Source organism: Streptomyces sp. NPDC092952, assembly GCF_044754785.1.
Taxonomy (GTDB): Bacteria; Actinomycetota; Actinomycetes; order Streptomycetales; family Streptomycetaceae; genus Streptomyces.
Genome location: NZ_JBIVPT010000023.1, coordinates 39,144 through 54,537 on the forward strand (window position 1 = coordinate 39,144; position 15,394 = coordinate 54,537).

Annotated in this window: 17 protein-coding genes and 2 pseudogenes; 18 read left to right on the top strand and 1 reads right to left on the bottom strand. The window is 69.5% G+C overall.

The window, feature by feature from the left end; translation table 11 throughout:
* The first annotated feature begins 432 nt into the window (after positions 1 to 432).
* From ACIQGQ_RS32910 to ACIQGQ_RS32990, 17 genes and pseudogenes are all read left to right on the top strand, one after another.
* Positions 433 to 1,688, top strand: a pseudogene (locus tag ACIQGQ_RS32910) (IS256 family transposase).
* Between the two features lie 305 nt (positions 1,689 to 1,993).
* Complete coding sequence (locus ACIQGQ_RS32915; RefSeq protein WP_402402988.1) at positions 1,994 to 2,506, top strand: methylated-DNA--[protein]-cysteine S-methyltransferase; 513 nt, start codon at positions 1,994 to 1,996, stop codon at positions 2,504 to 2,506.
* A gap of 49 nt (positions 2,507 to 2,555) precedes the next feature.
* Positions 2,556 to 3,065 carry an RNA polymerase sigma factor gene (locus ACIQGQ_RS32920; RefSeq protein WP_402402991.1) on the top strand — a complete coding sequence of 170 codons (510 nt, stop codon included), beginning with the start codon at positions 2,556 to 2,558 and terminating at the stop codon, positions 3,063 to 3,065.
* The gene (locus ACIQGQ_RS32925) at positions 3,052 to 3,660 is read left to right on the top strand and encodes a methylated-DNA--[protein]-cysteine S-methyltransferase (protein WP_402403061.1); all 609 of its coding nucleotides are present in this window, start codon (positions 3,052 to 3,054) and stop codon (positions 3,658 to 3,660) included. The genes ACIQGQ_RS32920 and ACIQGQ_RS32925 overlap by 14 nt, the downstream gene beginning before the upstream one ends.
* Entirely contained in the window at positions 3,657 to 4,397 is a 741-nt protein-coding gene (locus ACIQGQ_RS32930) for a 2OG-Fe(II) oxygenase (RefSeq protein WP_402402993.1), read from the top strand. Before ACIQGQ_RS32925 ends, ACIQGQ_RS32930 begins: the two co-directional genes overlap by 4 nt.
* 20 nt (positions 4,398 to 4,417) lie before the next feature.
* Complete coding sequence (locus ACIQGQ_RS32935) at positions 4,418 to 4,708, top strand: Ada metal-binding domain-containing protein (protein WP_402402996.1); 291 nt, start codon at positions 4,418 to 4,420, stop codon at positions 4,706 to 4,708.
* Positions 4,696 to 5,220: a hypothetical protein gene (locus ACIQGQ_RS32940; protein WP_402402998.1), complete on the top strand. Its 525-nt coding sequence runs from the start codon at positions 4,696 to 4,698 to the stop codon at positions 5,218 to 5,220. Before ACIQGQ_RS32935 ends, ACIQGQ_RS32940 begins: the two co-directional genes overlap by 13 nt.
* Positions 5,217 to 5,888 (top strand): alpha-ketoglutarate-dependent dioxygenase AlkB family protein, encoded by a 672-nt coding sequence (locus tag ACIQGQ_RS32945; protein WP_402403001.1) that lies wholly within the window; start codon positions 5,217 to 5,219, stop codon positions 5,886 to 5,888. The genes ACIQGQ_RS32940 and ACIQGQ_RS32945 overlap by 4 nt, the downstream gene beginning before the upstream one ends.
* A 4-nt stretch (positions 5,889 to 5,892) precedes the next feature.
* A complete protein-coding gene (locus tag ACIQGQ_RS32950; RefSeq protein ID WP_402403004.1) occupies positions 5,893 to 6,528 on the top strand; it encodes a DNA-3-methyladenine glycosylase I in 636 nt (211 codons plus the stop codon).
* Between the two features lie 105 nt (positions 6,529 to 6,633).
* A complete protein-coding gene (locus tag ACIQGQ_RS32955) occupies positions 6,634 to 7,434 on the top strand; it encodes a DNA-3-methyladenine glycosylase family protein (protein ID WP_402403064.1) in 801 nt (266 codons plus the stop codon).
* Positions 7,431 to 8,306: a menaquinone biosynthetic enzyme MqnA/MqnD family protein gene (locus tag ACIQGQ_RS32960; protein ID WP_402403007.1), complete on the top strand. Its 876-nt coding sequence runs from the start codon at positions 7,431 to 7,433 to the stop codon at positions 8,304 to 8,306. The genes ACIQGQ_RS32955 and ACIQGQ_RS32960 overlap by 4 nt, the downstream gene beginning before the upstream one ends.
* A 244-nt stretch (positions 8,307 to 8,550) precedes the next feature.
* Positions 8,551 to 9,129, top strand: coding sequence for a hypothetical protein (locus ACIQGQ_RS32965; RefSeq protein WP_402403010.1), 579 nt, complete (start codon positions 8,551 to 8,553; stop codon positions 9,127 to 9,129).
* Positions 9,130 to 9,365: 236 nt separating this feature from the next.
* Positions 9,366 to 9,815: an ester cyclase gene (locus tag ACIQGQ_RS32970; RefSeq protein ID WP_402403012.1), complete on the top strand. Its 450-nt coding sequence runs from the start codon at positions 9,366 to 9,368 to the stop codon at positions 9,813 to 9,815.
* Positions 9,816 to 10,028: 213 nt separating this feature from the next.
* Positions 10,029 to 10,541, top strand: a complete 513-nt coding sequence (locus ACIQGQ_RS32975; protein WP_402403014.1) for a methylated-DNA--[protein]-cysteine S-methyltransferase — start codon at positions 10,029 to 10,031, stop codon at positions 10,539 to 10,541.
* Positions 10,542 to 10,596: 55 nt separating this feature from the next.
* Positions 10,597 to 11,136, top strand: a complete 540-nt coding sequence (locus ACIQGQ_RS32980) for a hypothetical protein (protein WP_402403017.1) — start codon at positions 10,597 to 10,599, stop codon at positions 11,134 to 11,136.
* On the top strand, positions 11,082 to 11,777 hold the full coding sequence (locus tag ACIQGQ_RS32985; protein ID WP_402403019.1) for a hypothetical protein: 696 nt from the start codon (positions 11,082 to 11,084) through the stop codon (positions 11,775 to 11,777). The genes ACIQGQ_RS32980 and ACIQGQ_RS32985 overlap by 55 nt, the downstream gene beginning before the upstream one ends.
* 649 nt (positions 11,778 to 12,426) lie before the next feature.
* Positions 12,427 to 13,038, top strand: a complete 612-nt coding sequence (locus ACIQGQ_RS32990) for a lipase (protein WP_402403067.1) — start codon at positions 12,427 to 12,429, stop codon at positions 13,036 to 13,038.
* 135 nt (positions 13,039 to 13,173) lie between these two features.
* On the opposite strand, the pseudogene ACIQGQ_RS32995 reads toward ACIQGQ_RS32990, so the two are convergent.
* Positions 13,174 to 13,517: pseudogene (locus tag ACIQGQ_RS32995) on the bottom strand (alpha/beta hydrolase); the annotation flags it as partial.
* Positions 13,518 to 13,874: 357 nt separating this feature from the next.
* Between ACIQGQ_RS32995 and ACIQGQ_RS33000 the strand changes: the two are divergent.
* Positions 13,875 to 15,272: a hypothetical protein gene (locus ACIQGQ_RS33000; protein WP_402403021.1), complete on the top strand. Its 1,398-nt coding sequence runs from the start codon at positions 13,875 to 13,877 to the stop codon at positions 15,270 to 15,272.
* Positions 15,273 to 15,394: the final 122 nt, after the last annotated feature.

Here is a 15,394-nt window from a genome sequence, read left to right on the forward strand (position 1 = left end):
GAAAACCTGTCGACACCGCTACACCGGCGAGATGTCCCTCTACCGCTGCTGGACGCCCGGCGACGTCACCCTCGGCCAGCTCTCGGAGGCCGGCTCCGTGGAACCTTGTGGTCGGCGACGATGGCCACTGGGCCTTCATCGACTGGGACACGGCCGCCCCGGGTCCCAGGCCGTGGGATGTTGCCCATGCCGTGCACGGCTTCATCCCCCTGTCCGCGCATCCTGACTGGCAGCGCACCGACGCCGCAGACAGGCTGCGGATTTTCAGCGCAGAGCGGTGAACCGGGCCTCGATCCGGTTGAGCCAGGAACTGTTGGTCGGGAGCAATGCTCAGGATCTGCGGATCAGTCTGGGAGGACGTACTTTCCCGGGTGAGATCGATGGGTCACCGAGCAAGGCCGACGTTGCAGCGTCGGCCTGGAAGGCACGTCCGTGCTCAGCGTGGTGAACAACGACGGCACCACGGTCAACGGCTCCTCCTTGATCGACGAGATCGTCCGGGAGGGCGCGAGGCGGACGCCGGCCGCCGCGCCGGAGGCCGAAGTCAACTGCTGCATAGCTGAGTTGGCGCACGAGAAGGACGAGCGGGACGCCGGATCGTGGTCCGCAACGGTCACCACCAACCGCGGCAGGTAACCACCGCCGCGGGAGCCGTCGAGGTGCGGGCCGCGCGCGTCAATGACAAGCGCATCGATGAGGGAACGGGTGAGCGCAAGCGGTTCTCCTCGGCGATTCTTCCGCCCTGGTGCCGCAGTTCTCCGAAGATCGGCGAGGTGCTGCCGCTGCTCCACCTGCACGGCCTGTCATCAGGCGACCTCGTGCCCTCTCTTGAGCAGTTCCTCGGCAGTTCGGCGGGCCTGTCACCGGCGACGGTCACCCGGCTCACTCGGCAGTGGCAGGCCGATCACCAGGCGTTCGGCGAGCGCGATCTGTCCGGCAGTGACGACGTCTACGTGTGGGCCGACGGCATCCATCTGCGCATACGCCTGCGGGAGTCGAAGTCGTGCGTGCTCGTGTTGATGGATGTGCGCGCGGACGGCACCAAGGAGCTGATCGCCATGCGCGACGGCTACCGGGAATCGGCCGACTCCTGGGCCGACCTGCTGCGCGACGGTCAGCGGCGCGGGATGCGCGCCCCTGTCCTGGCGGTCGGCGACGGTGCGCTCGGTTTCTGGAAGGCTCTGACCGAGGTCTTCCCCGAGGCACGGCACCAGAGGTGCTGGGTTCACAAGATCGCAAACGTCGCGAACGCCTTGCCGAAGTCGGCCCGGCCCGGGGCGAAGAAGGCGCTGCGGGAGATCTACAACGCCGAGGACCGCGACCACGCGCTCAAGGCTGTCGCGGCGTTTGAGAAGACCTACGGGGCGAAGTTCCCCAAAGCCGTCAGGAAGATCACCGACGACACTGACGAACTGCTCGCGTTCTACGACTTCCCCGCTGAGCACTGGATCCACCTGCGCACCATCAACCCCATCGAGTCCACCTGCGCAACGGCCCGGCTCCGCACAGAGGTCACCAAGGGCTCCGGCAGCGCGGCCGCCGCCTTGGCGATGGTCTTCGAACCGGTGGAGTCCGCCCAGCAGCGGTGCCGGGCCGTGAACGCACCGCACCTCGCCGCGCTGGTCCGCGCCGGAGCCGGCTTCGAGCGGGGCATCCTCGTCGAGCGATCGGCGACCCGCGCGGCCTGAACACCACCGATGGCCGCCGACCGGAAAACCGGTGGCAGACCTGCCGGCCCATGGTGAAGATCGCGACATCCCCAACTTCCTGGAGACCGACCGGCTCGTCCTGCCCGCGTCACCCGGTTCCCGCGTCGAGGGCATCGCGTGCGGTATTGCGGATGCCGGATGTCAAGGTCCCCGCGTCAGGCTGACCGGCGTACCGGAAGCCCATGATCACCGGCGTGGCGTTCACCGTCGTCCTACTGTGCTCCAAAGCTGATCTCACGTTCTGGGGGTGGCGTGCGTCTACGGGGTGAGAGAGGGAGGCGCGGATGAATACCCGACATGTTGTGATCGAGACGCACCTTGGACGGATCACGGTCGTCGCCAAGGGTGAGGCGATCAGCGGTCTGTACTTCAGGCACCATGTCCGCCGGCCTTCGCGGGAGGCGTTCGGCCCCGAGGTCGTTGACGGGGCGGATCCGCTGCTGAACGAGGCGGTCCGCCAGTTGTGCGACTACCTGGCGGGGCGGCGCAGGGACTTCGATCTTCCGCTGGGGGCCGAGGGCGATGCGTTCCAGCATGCCGTCTGGGACATCGTGAAGAGCATCCAATGCGGGGACACGACCACCTACGGCCGTATCGCGGAGCAGATCGGTGACCGTTCCCTCGCGCAGAAGGTCGGGCAGGCCGTGGGCGCGAACCCGCTGTGCATCTTCGTCCCGTGCCACCGCGTCGTCGGCTCCACCGGGGCCCTGACCGGGTACGCCGGCGGACTCAAGCACAAGCAGGCACTGCTGGCACTGGAGGAGCCGCCCGCCCGCGAGGTCGGACGATTGTTCTGACCGGGAATCTCACGTTTGCCGCCGCACGCACGTCTTCCATGGGATGAACATGAAACAACCGTTCGAGAGTGTGGTGGCGCAGCACGGCGCGACCGTGCTGCGCGTCTGCCGCGTCGTTCTCGGCCCGCACGACGCGGACGACGCGTGGTCGGAGACCTTCCTGGCCGCCATGCGCGCCTATCCGGAGCTGCCGGAGACGGCGAACGTGGAGGCGTGGCTGGTGACGATCGCGCACCGCAAGGCGATCGACGTGCTGCGGGCTACGAAGAGGAACCCCCTGCCGGTCGACGAGGTACCGGAGACGCCGGCGGGGCACGACGTCGTGGACGTCGAGGCCGCGGGTTTGTGGTCCGCGGTGAAGGAACTGCCCAGCAAGCAGCGCCAGGCCATCGCCTACCGGTATGTGGCGGGCCTGGCGTACGCCGAGATCGCGGAGATCCTCGGCGGCACCGTCGAGGCGGCCCGGAGAGCCGCTGCGGACGGACTGAAGAATCTCAGGAAACATTATCCGGGCGCGATCACGAAAGGAGCACGTCGTGAGCGACATGCGCAACGATGACGACATGGCCGTCCTGCTGTCGACGGCCGTGGACGCCAGCACTCTCAGCCGTCTCCACCGCCGTCTGGAGCAGGCTGCGGAGCAAGCCGACCTGATCGATGTCGCCTACACGACCATCGACTCGCCCGTCGGCAGGCTGCTGCTCGCCGCCACCCCGAAGGGGCTGGTCCGCGTGGCGTACGACGGCGAGGACCACGACCGGGTCCTGGAGACCCTCGGCGAGAAGCTCAGCCCGCGGATCCTGCGCGCGCCCAAGCGGCTGGACGAGGCGGCTCGCGAGATCGACGAGTACTTCGCCCACCGCCGCAGGGTCTTCGACGTGCCGCTGGATCTGTCCCTGTCGCACGGGTTCCGGCGCCTGGTGCAGACGCACCTGCCCGAGATCGGGTACGGGCAGACCCGCAGCTACCGCGACATGGCCGAGCTCGTCGGCAACCCCAAGGCAGTCCGGGCCGTGGGCACCGCGTGTGCGACCAACCCGCTGCCGATCGTCGTCCCCTGCCATCGCGTGCTGCGCACCGACGGCACCCTCGGCGGCTACGTCGGCGGGCTCGACGCCAAGACCACGCTGCTGGTCCTGGAGGCCGCCGCATGAGCGCCACGAAGACGGCCAGGCGGAAGGCGGACCTGTGGGCCCACCGAGTCGAGTCCGGCGACTGGGAGGCGATCACCTCGGAGGTCGACGAGTACGGCGGCGCGCTGCTGCCGCAGTTGCTGACCCCGCAGGAGTGCGTGGAGATCAGGGAGCTGTACGAGCAGGACGGCCTGTTCCGCAGCACCGTCGACATGGGCCGTCACCGCTTCGGCGAGGGCCAGTACCGCTACCTCGACACGCCTTACCCCGAGCCGGTCGAGCGGCTCAAGCAGGCGCTCTACCCCAGGCTGCTGCCCATCGCCCGCGACTGGTGGGACAGGCTCGGCCGACCTGCGCCGTGGCCCGACTCCCTTGATGAGTGGCTCGAGATGTGCCACGACGCCGGTCAGACGAAGTCCACCGCGATCCTGCTCCGCTACCAGGAGAAGGACTGGAACGCCCTGCACCGCGACCTGTACGGCGACCTGGTCTTCCCGCTCCAGGTCGTGATCAATCTCAACGAGCCCGGGGTGGATCACACGGGCGGCGAGTTCCTACTGCTGGAACAGCGCCCCCGAGCCCAGTCCCGGGGCACCGCCACGCTGCTCCCGCACGGGCACGGATACCTGTTCACCACCCGCGACCGCCCCGTCCGCTCCGCGCGGGGGTGGTCGGCCGCGCCGGTCCGCCACGGAGTGTCCGCCGTCCGGTCCGGCGAGCGCACCACGCTCGCCCTCGTCTTCCACGACGCCGCATGAACAACGCATAAGAGCGCCTCATGAACGACACCATCAAGACCTACACCCTCCTGGGCGCCGAAGGCCGGTCCTATCGGTCGCCGGCCAGGGGGGAGTGGGGCGGCCACCGGGGTTCGAAGATCTACGGCCGGCTCGACTGCCCCGCCGCGCTGCGCGCCATCGCACGCGGCGGCTACCTGAGGCACCGGGTCTTCTTCGCCGACGAGGCCACCGCCGTCGCCGCCGGGTTCCGCCCGTGCGCCGCCTGCTGCAAGGACCGCTATCAGCAGTGGAAGACCGCCCGAGAGGAGAACCGGCCATGGACCCCTTGACCAGCCCCCTGCTGAAGATGCCGGCGAGTCACGACGCGGACCTGACGGCCACGGACGCCGAGGTCGCGGCTCTCGTCCGCCTCGCCCGCGCCCGCCGCGCCCAGAACATCGCGATCGGCTCCGGCCGCACCCCGCACGCACTCGCGACCGCGACGCTCATCGGATCGGCCTGGGAGCGTACGGGAGGCACCACCCTCGCCACGATCACCTGGCCCGAGACCGGGGCCTCCTGGCTGCGCCACGCGTCACGGTTCGCCGACGCCGACCCTGACCTGTGGGTGATGACCGGGCCCGTGATTGGCTGGGCGCAGATGACCCGGCGGCTGCTGTGGTCGACGCCGTGGCGCCCCGAGCGCACCCTGGCGGCCGCCGCGATCGGCGATCCGCGCACGCTCGCGCTCGTCGGCCTGGCCAACCTGAACGGCCTGGCCGGCACGACCGCCCACGGCACCGCCTGGCGCGTCGAGGACGGCGCCTTCCACTACCCCGTCCACACCCAGGAGGGATCGTGACGGCGCTGTTCGCCCCGCAGCTCCCCGAACGCGGCGCGCGGGAGGTCGCCCCGGGCGCCGTCCACGTCCCGGACTGGCTGCCCCTGGAACAGCAGCGGTGGATCACCGGACAGTTCCACGCGTGGGTGCGGGGCCCGGTTCCGTTGCGCGCGGCGGCCGTCCGAGGACACGAGATGTCGGTGCGGACCGTGTGCCTGGGCTGGCACTGGCAGCCGTACCGGTACACGCGAGCGGCCACCGACGTGAACGGAGCCCGTGTCCTCCCCTTCCCCGGCTGGATGATCCGGCTGGGCCGCCGCGCCCTTCAGGCCACCGGTCACGACGCGGCGACAGCCGGCTCGTACACGCCGGACACCGCGTTGGTGAACTACTACGACACCAGCGCCCGTCTGGGGATGCACCAGGACAAGGACGAGCAGTCCCGTGCACCGGTCGTGTCACTGTCGATCGGCGACAGCTGCACGTTCCGCTTCGGCAACACCGAGAACCGGGCGAAACCCTATACGGATCTGCTGCTGGCCTCCGGTGACCTCTTCGTCTTCGGCGGGCCCGCCCGCCTCGCCTACCACGGTGTGACCAAGGTGCATCAGGACACCGCCCCGGCGGAGTGTGGCATCAGCGACGGACGGATCAACATCACGATGCGCACGACCGGGCTCGACGGGTGAACACATGACACAGGAATCCAGCTCCACCACCACGGCCTGCGTTCCCGATCCCGGGGTCGTCGTCGGGGAGGACGGACTCGCCCGCCCGGCGTGGGCGTCCGCCGATCCCCTGCTGCGGGACTACTACGACACCGAGTGGGGCATGCCCGTCACGGACGAGCGCGGCGTTTTCGAGCGCGTCAGCCTCGAAGGGTTCCAGGCGGGCCTGTCCTGGGCGACGATCCTGCGCAAACGGCCCGCGTTCCGCGAGGCGTTCGACGGCTTCGACCCGGACGTCATCGCCGCCTACACCGAGACGGATGTCGAACGACTGATGGCCGACGCCGGTATCGTGCGCAACCGGCGCAAGATCCAGGCGGCCGTCGCCAACGCCCGGGCCACCGTCGAACTGCGCGGGGAGATGGGCCTGGCCGGCCTGGTGTGGTCCTTCCAGCCCGACACCACCCCCCGCCCCCGGACCTTCGCGGAGATCCCGACGACGTCGGACGAGTCCATCGCCCTGTCGAAGGAACTACGGCGCCGCGGCTTCGCCTTCGTGGGCCCGACCACCATGTACGCGCTCATGGAGGCGATCGGCATCGTCGACACCCACCTGCTCGGTTCGCACCGGCGCGGCAGCTCCGGGGTCTGGCCCTCGTGACCCTGCTCCGCCTCTTCCCCCACGGCCCCACCGACTCCGAGACCGCGCTGCTGATGCTGGCCGCCCACGCGATCCCGGGAGCCGAGGAAACGGACCTCGCGGGCCATACTCACACCCGGCGGGCCCGTGCGGGTGACGGTGGCCTTCGCCGAGGACCAGATCACCGTCGCCCTGCCCGACGAGACCCCCGCCCCCGACAGTCTGGCGGGACTGATCCGCCGCTGGCTGGACCTCGACTCCGACACCGAACGGATCGAGCGCGAACTCGCCGCCGACCCGCTGATCGGCCCGCTGGTCGAGCACCGGCCCGGCATCCGGCTCATCGGCTACCCCGACGAATTCGAAGCAGTCGTCGCGACGGTCGCCGGCCAGCAGGTCTCACTCGCCGCGGCCCGCACCTTCATGGGCCGGCTCGCCGCCGACTACGGAACCCCGGCGGCCGGACTGAGAACCCTGCCCACACCACAGGAACTCGCGGCGGTCCCCGACACGGAGCTCCAGTCGGCCGTCGGCCTCACCGCGCACGGACCCGTACGCTGCGCGCCGTCGCCGAGCGGACGGGTTCACCCTCGCACACCTCACCGCCGACCAGGCCCGCAAGGCCCTGCTCGAACTGCCCGGCATCGGCCCCTGGACCGCGGACTACCTCACCGTGCACGCACTGCAGCACCCCGACACCTTCGCCCCCGGCGACCTGGTCGCCCGCAGAACACTCGGATCCGTCACCGCCGACCAGGCCAGGACCATCGCCGAGAGGTGGGCGCCATGGCGCTCCTACGCGCTCATGTACCTGCGGACGGACGCTGCTTACGCAGCGCCGGAGAAGGGGACGGCGCATCCTGGGCAGTGTGGGGAGGTGAGGGCCGAAGGGCCTCAGTGTCACGGGGCACTAGGGTGACGCCGTGAACAGTTCCGCCACGTACCTTCCTCTCACGCCGGGGAAGCGGCCCAGGGTCGGGCACATCCAGTTCCTCAACTGCCTGCCGATCTACTGGGGGCTGGCCCGTACGGGCAGTCTGCTCGACCTGGAACTGACCCGGGACACGCCGGACCGGCTGAGCCGGATGCTGGTCGAGGGTGCCTTGGACATCGGGCCGATCGCCTGTATGGAGTCTCTCCGGCACACCGACGACCTTGTTCTGCTTCCGGACATCGCGGTCGGCTCCGAGGGGGCCGTGACCTCCTGCCTGATCGTCAGCAAGCTGCCCCTGAAGGAGCTGGACGGGCGGCTGGTCGCCCTCGGATCCACCTCTCGGTCGTCAGTGCGTCTGGCCCGGCTCCTGCTGGAGGAACGCGAGAGGGTTCAGCCCCGGTACGTCACGTGCCCGCCGGATCTGCCGTCGATGATGCAGGACGCGGACGCCGCGGTCGTGATCGGCGACGTCGCGCTGCGCGCCCATCTCTACCAGGCCGAGGAGATGGGCCTGGCGGTGTACGACCTGGGCGCGATGTGGAAGGAGTGGACCGGGCTGCCCTTCGTGTTCGCGGCCTGGGCTGTCCGCAAGGAGTATCTGGCCGAGCACCCCGGGCTCGTACGCGAGGTGCACCGGGCCTTCCTGGACTCCCGCGATCTCGCGATGGCCGAGGTCGACAAGGTCTGCGAGCAGGCCGCCCGGTGGGAGGTCTTCGACGAGCAGGCGCTGCGCCGCTACTACACCGAGGCCCTGGACTTCTCCTTCGGGCCGCGCCAGGTGGCGGGCGTCCGCGAGTTCGCCCGGCGGGTGGCCCCGGACTCCGGCTTCGGCCCCGAACTGGCGATCACCGTCCTGCGGCCATGACACCCCTTCCGCGCGGCGGAGGAGAGCAAGGTCCGGGACGGCCCGCAGGCACGCCCGGCTTCCGGACCCCGAACAGCATGGATTCCGCCGGACGCAGACGGCCGTCCCGGCCGATGGGCCGCCTTGCGGACGACTTCCGGGCCCGGCGGCCCGGAGTGTTCCCGGCCGTACTGGTTGAAGCGGATCCGTATCTCACGCTTCCGCCCCCGCCGGCGTCTTCCTCGTACCGGGAGGCAGTCTCCCGGTGCCGCTGGCACAGGTCAGCTCCACGATGCCCGTGGCCGTCACGCTCCCGACGGCCACGGGCATCGCTGCGACAAAAGACGTGCGGGCACAGGAGGAAAAGAAAATGGCCGAACGGCAGGGAAAGACATACGACCTGACCTTCTTCGACGCCCACAAAAACGGGGCACAGAAGCACCGGGCGACCGCAGCCTCATACTCCTTCCTGCCCCTCTCGGAGAACAGAGCCCGGTCGGCCCAGTTCGGCGGAGCGATCGGAGATCTGCTCCAGTCCGCCATGTTTTTCGGAGGCATCGACGTCCTGCCTTTCACGATCCGCGACGAAAGCCTCGTCGTCGTGGCGTGCCAGGGCAGCGACATGGTCGGCATCTCGGTCATCGACCCGACCGGCGACACCGCCCGTGACGCCGTGACATGGACGCAACCCACCCGGGAAGACTGGGTGGCACGCGCGCTCAAGGTCGAACTCCTGCGCAATGCCCGAGCGGCCGGTATCGACCACGTGCTCGTCCAGAGCGGCACTGCGACCGAGGCCGTCTACGAAGCCCTCGGCCTGCACCCCGTTCAGGCAGCCGCCTGACCAAAGCCCCCCGCGCTCCTTTCCCGCCGGATCCGTCGGGCCCGGCCGGTGAGAGCGGCACGGCGGCCCCGCAGCCGCACCGGGATCCCCCGGGTGAATGCACACCCTTCATCACGCACTCGCCAGCTCGATCTCTTGATTTCCATTCCAGATCTCACGTTCCGGCCCCGGCGAACGTCTTCGGAATGTCATCACGCCACAGGTGAAATGGTGACAACAACAGAAAGGAAAAACCCATGTCGCTCGAAGAGAACAAGGCGATCGTCGGCCGCTGGTTCACCGAGTTCTGGGGCAACCCCTTCAACCCCGACGTCATCGACGAACTCGCCGCCCCGGACATCCGGTTCGAGTACTCGCTGCACAAGCCCATGCGAGGCCGGGACGAGGTTCGTGCCTTCGCGACCGACTTCCGCACCGCGTTCCCGGACCTCAACTTCTGGGGCACCGCAGACCTCATCGCCGAAGGCGACTACGTCGTCGGGCAGTGGGAGGGCGGCGGCACCCACACCGGGCCGGTCGTCTTCGACGACCTCCCCATCGGCTCTGCGCCGGCGGCGTCCGGCAAGACGCTCCGCTTCACCGGCACGACCGTCCTCAAGGTCCGAAACGGCCTCATCGTCGAAGAGGTCGGCCTCGACGACGGCGTGAAGGTTCTCCAGCAGCTCGGCATCATCCCGACCGTCTGACCCTCAGGCACCGCACCGGCTCCGGCAGTTGACCGGAGGGGCCTCTGCGAAGCAGGTCCCTCCGGTCACCCTCGGGCGCGGGCCGGGCAAGGCGGGCGCACGGCGAGATGCCCACAGGTCCCGCCCCGTTCCTTCGCCAAGACCCGTCTCACGTTTCGGGGCCCCGCGCGTCTTCATCTCTGACAGGCAACCGGCCGCACACAGGAGGCAACCATGGACATCCGACACGCCCACGTGGACAGTCCCGTGGGGCCGCTCTTGCTCGTCGCCGCCGACGGCGCGCTGGCGGGGCTGTACTTCCAGGGCTACCGGTACACGCCCCCGCCCTCGGCATGGGGCTGCCGCCGCGACATCGCCGCCGATCCCGTCCTGGCCCAGGCGCGCGCCGAACTCGGCGAGTACTTCGCCGGAGAACGGCAGGTGTTCGACATCCCGGCCGTGACGAACGGCGACGGGTTTCAGGAACAGGTCTGGGCGCGGCTGCGGGAGATCCCGTACGGCGAGCGGATCACCTACGGCGACATCGCGGTCACGTTGGGAGGCAAGGGGCTCTCCCAGTCCGTGGGGCAGGCCGTGGGGCGCAACCCGGTGAGCATCGTCATTCCCTGCCATCGGGTGCTGGGCGCGGGAGGCAAGCTCACCGGATTCGGCGGCGGACTCGAACGCAAACAGCTTCTGTTGGACCTCGAAGAACCCGCCGAGAAGCGGGCGGAACGCCTGTTCTAGGCACTGTTTCTCGGATCACCGGACGCCGGTGGCGCGTTGGCGTCAGGCTGGCTGCATGGGCCGCGGTGATCTGACGAACGCGGAGTGGGATCGGCTGGAGAGCCACCCCCGCACCCACCAGGCGCTGCGGATGATGAGCGACAGCTGGAGCCGCCTGCGCGCGGGCCAGGCACGCGACACCGGCCAGGAGGGGCGGACCGGGACGTCCCTGGAGCAGGCCGTCGCGGTGCACGGGGCCAGGACCGCCGACGACCTGCGCGGCGTGTTCTGCCTGCCCGTCCTGTTCACCGACGCCATCAGCGAGCAGGTGGCGGCAGTCGGTCGGTACGGTTTCCACTTCGGCATGGCCGCGCAGTACCACAACGACCTGACGGACGTGTGGCCGACGGCGGCCGGGGCCACGGGCTCCTGTTCCGCCCGGCGGATGCCCTTCGGCAGAAGTCGAAGGCGAGTCGGATCGAGGTGGTTTCCTCATTCCCATGAAAACCAACTCGCTTTAAAATCATGCGACTTGCACGATCAGGAGAATCGGGAGCCTGCGTGGAGATTGTCACTCTGGTCCTGTGCGTCGCGGCCGTATACGGACTCTTCCTGAAGACCCGACACATGCTCCACACCTGGAAGCTCCCCGAACAGTCCATCAATACGGAGCGGTTGGACATCTATCAGAAGCAGGCCTTCCAGGAGATCTGCCGAAGATCCCCGAACCTCGGCACCCGAGTCCGCCTGGGACCCTACTTCGACGAGCGACGCTGGAACCGTGCCGACGCCCTGCTCGTCCTCGCCGAGCCCGTCAAGCACAAGCTCATACGCGTCGAGGGATGGAAGTTCGGTTCCTACGCCCTGACCCGCAAGGGATGGCGCGAGTACCGGAAGCACTTCATGTGGACAGGAGTCAGTGACGAATCCATGCATATAACGGCCTCAGAGGGCGGCTTCGCGGCAGTCAACGTCAACAGCCCCAATGGAGTGGCCCAGAACAGCGGGCGTGACAGCAGAGCCGACCTGTCCAGCATCTCGTACCACGAACTGGCCACCGCGCTCAGGGCCGACTCGGAAGGCGCCCGCCCCGAGGAGGCGGTCAGGGCGCGGGAATACGCCGAAGACCTGACGGACGCGGCCGATGCGCAGGACACCGACCGGGCCAACCGTGTCCTCGGCCGTGTCAACGCCCTTCTTTCGACCGCGAGTTCCGCCTTCACCCTCACCAGGAACCTGCTGCCGCCCGGCAACTGAGCCCGGACTCGCCTCGCACCGCTCGGTTTCCAGGAAACACAGGAAACAGTGGTCGAGGCGGGTCCGGTGTTCGATGCCGGGACGGCGATCACCGCGTGTGGCAGAACGACGGGCCGGCTCCCCCTGTACGAGGTCGGGCACGAAACGAACTGATGAAGCGCCGACTCCGTGCGCGCCCTCGACGGCGGGCCGGGCCGGGATCGTTAGGGCCTTCGACCAGGACCGTGACGGCGCGGCCCTGGGTGATGGCCGCGACCATGTACTGCATCACGAATCGCTCCTCGACGGGCTCGCCCGCTTCGCTCCGGAAGTCGACGCACACGGCTACACCTGGTAGCCCACTCCCTGCGCCGCGACGCCGGGACACCGCACCAGTGCTCTCCAGGAGCGGTGCCCCGGCTCCGCACGCCGCCATGCTTGGGACCCCACGGCTGCGATATCAGCACCGGTCATCCGCACAAGGTCTTCCATGAACGCGGGGTAGCTGGTGGCAACGGGCTCCCACCCGGTGATCAGCGTCTCGCCATCGGCCGCGCACGCTGCGGCAACGGCCGCGGCCATCGCCAGCCGGGGCAACGTCGTCGCCGTCGTGGACCACGCCTACGAGGCGGCCGGGGTCTCCTTCCCCGGCAAGGGCATCCTGCGCGGCGTGCGGAAAGGTCGGGCCCACCACTTTCCAGCCCGCCGCCGAGGGCCGGGCCAAGGACCTGTCCTTCACTCTGGACCGGCTCCTGTCGCGCACCTCGCCCTGGAAGCACGCCGGCATGGTCGACAAGAAAAGGTCGGGATGGCCGGACACTCCCTGGGCGGTGCCAGTACCGGCGCCTCGATGGAGAAGGACTCGCGGGTGCGTACCGGAGTCAACATGGACGGCCCCTTCATCAACGCGGGGAAGAGCTCCGACCTGTCGGGGCGCCCCTTCATGATGCTGGGCACCAAGGACGACCACAGCCCCGGTGACGACACGACCTGGGACACCGCCTGGAAGCAGCTCAAGGGCTGGAAGCGCTGGGCCACGCTCACCGGGGCCGAGCACATGTCCTTCACCGACCTGGTCTCCCTGGCCGGACAGCTGGGCGCGGACGACCCCGAGGGGCTGCCCGGCGAGCGCGCGGCGGAAATCACCCGCGACTACGTCGGTGCCTTCTTCGACCGGCATCTGCACGGCAGGCACCAGGCGCTCCTCGGCCACCCCGGCGAAACCCGCCCCGAGGTCACCCTCCAGCACCGCGACTCCCGGGATCCCTCCCCGCGATCCTGACGTCCGCGCACAGCAGGTCCCCGTCCCGCCCCGGTATCGCCGTTGCGGGACGGTGCGGGCAGATCGGCAAGTCGTCCACACCTTCGGCACCTTCCCAGCCGAAGCGCACCGCCGCGCCCTGGCCCGTCCGGTACAGCCCCACATCGTGGCGAGCCAGTCGGTCAGCGGGCTGTTGACCTCGTCGGGGCGTTCTCCGCTGGATCCAGTGCCGCAGCCGTCCAGGAGGCGGGAGGCGGGAGGCGGACAGGGTGGGAAGGGTGGCGGGGCAGGCATCGATGGTGTCGGCCATCCAGGTGGTGGACGCGTCCAGAGCGCCGCCGACGAACAAGGTGGGCTGCCGGATCAGGGCTCCGCGGTGGGGCGAGGTCCTCCCGGTCCCGGTCCGTGTTGCGGTAGCGGTTGAGGGCGCCGGTCAGGCCGGTGCGCTCGGACTCCCCGGCGTAGGCGTCGAGGTTCTCCTCGCTCAAACAGGCCGGGAGGATTTCGCTGCGGCTGAGGCGCGAAACGCGGGGTTTCTCATTGCCTCGCTACCTAAAAGTGATCAGCTCGGGCTATCTAATACAGATTGTCATGATTCTTCGTCAGGTGTCCCGTGGCGCTTTCGTCTTGTCGTGTGGCGGGTGCGGGACGCGTTGCTGTGAGGAGAGGTGAACTCGCGGATGAGCGCTCGTGCGCGTAGAAACGTTGATCTGTCGTGGTATCGGGTCGGACTTCAGTGGCCCATGACCGTGTTCCGGACCCTGGGTTCTGGGGCGGTCCCGGCTCGTGCCGTCGGTGCGTCCGGTCCGGTCGGCTCGGGAGGACGTCGTGGGGGGCGCGGTGTGGGGGTGGTATCGGTGGGGAGCGCGCTGCTGTCCGGTATGGCGCTGCTGGCGACCACGGCTCCACCCGTGGGCGCCGCGCCGGTCGAGTCCGTGCCAGTGCGGGCGCAGAAGGCTGATCCATCACAGACCTTCACCTTCACCGGCGCCCCGCAGACCTTGACGGTTCCGGCGGGGGCGGTGGTCACGATCACCGCGGACGGCGCCGGCGGCGCCGACAACACCGGCACCCCCTGTACCGTCACGGGGGCCGGTGGGACGGGGTCGAAGGTCGTCACCACCCTCCCGCAAACCACCGCACCGACGACCTTCACCATCAACGTCGGCGGCACCGGCGGCACCGGCTGCAACGGCACCGGGACGCCGGGGGCTGGCGGGTTCAACGGCGGTGCCCCAGGCGGAAGTTTTCCGCTCAGTGGTTTTCATTTCGAGGGTCCGGGTGGGGGCGGAGCCTCCAGCGTCAGCACGGGCGGCTCCTTGCTGCTGGTCGCCGGGGGCGGCGGTGCCGCCGGCGGCACCGGAGCAGGCTCCACGGGAGGCAACGGAGGCAACGGCGGGACAACGCCGGATGCCACCGGCGGTACTGCGGGAAGTGCCACCGGGCCCGGGGCTTCGCCGGGGCAGGGTGGGGGCGGTGGCAGCACCAGCACCAGTACCGGGGGTGCAGGCGGGGCCGCCGGCACCGTTCCCTCCTGTGCGGTCACGAACGGCGGGCCGGGGACCGGGTTCTCCGGTGCCACGGTCGGTACCGGCGGCACCGGGGGCAGCTTCGACGGCGGCTGCGCCGCCACTGCCATCGCCGGCGGTGGCGGCGGCGGGGGCGGGTACTTCGCCGGCGGAGGCGGCGGCAGCGCCGCCGTCAACAACCAAGGCACCTCAGCGGGCGGGGGCGGCGGTGGGGGTGGCAGCAGCTTCGCCACCCCCACCGGTACCGGCACGAGCTATGCGCTGTCGACGATCGGGACGGCGAACCACAACGGCCAGGTGACCATCTCCTACACGGTCTCGTCATTGACCATCACCAAGACCCACACCAAGCACTTCACCCAGGGACGGGACGGCGCCTACACCATCACCGTCGGCAACGCCACCGGGGCCGCACCGACCAACGGCACCCCGGTCACCGTGCACGACACCCTCCCCGCCGGGCTCAGCGCCGACAGCATCAGCGGCACGGGATGGAGCTGCACCCTGAGCACCCTCACCTGCACCCGTAGCGACATCCTCCCCGCCGGAAGCAGCTATCCCCCCATCACCCTGAAGGTCGACGTTTCCTGCCACGCCCCCCGCCGGGTCACCAACACCGCCACCGTCACCGGGGGAGGCGACACCACTACCCACACCGCCACCGACTCCACCGAGATCAAGAACCACGAGCACGACGAGCGCTGCGAGCATCACGACCACTGGTAACCCGACCGACCCGTGCCGACGGCGGGGCCCGTCCATGAGGACGTGCCCCGCCGTCGGCACGCGCCGCCGATAGTGGTGTCGGATGCGAACCCGGCACCGGAGCCCACTCATACCCGTCCGGG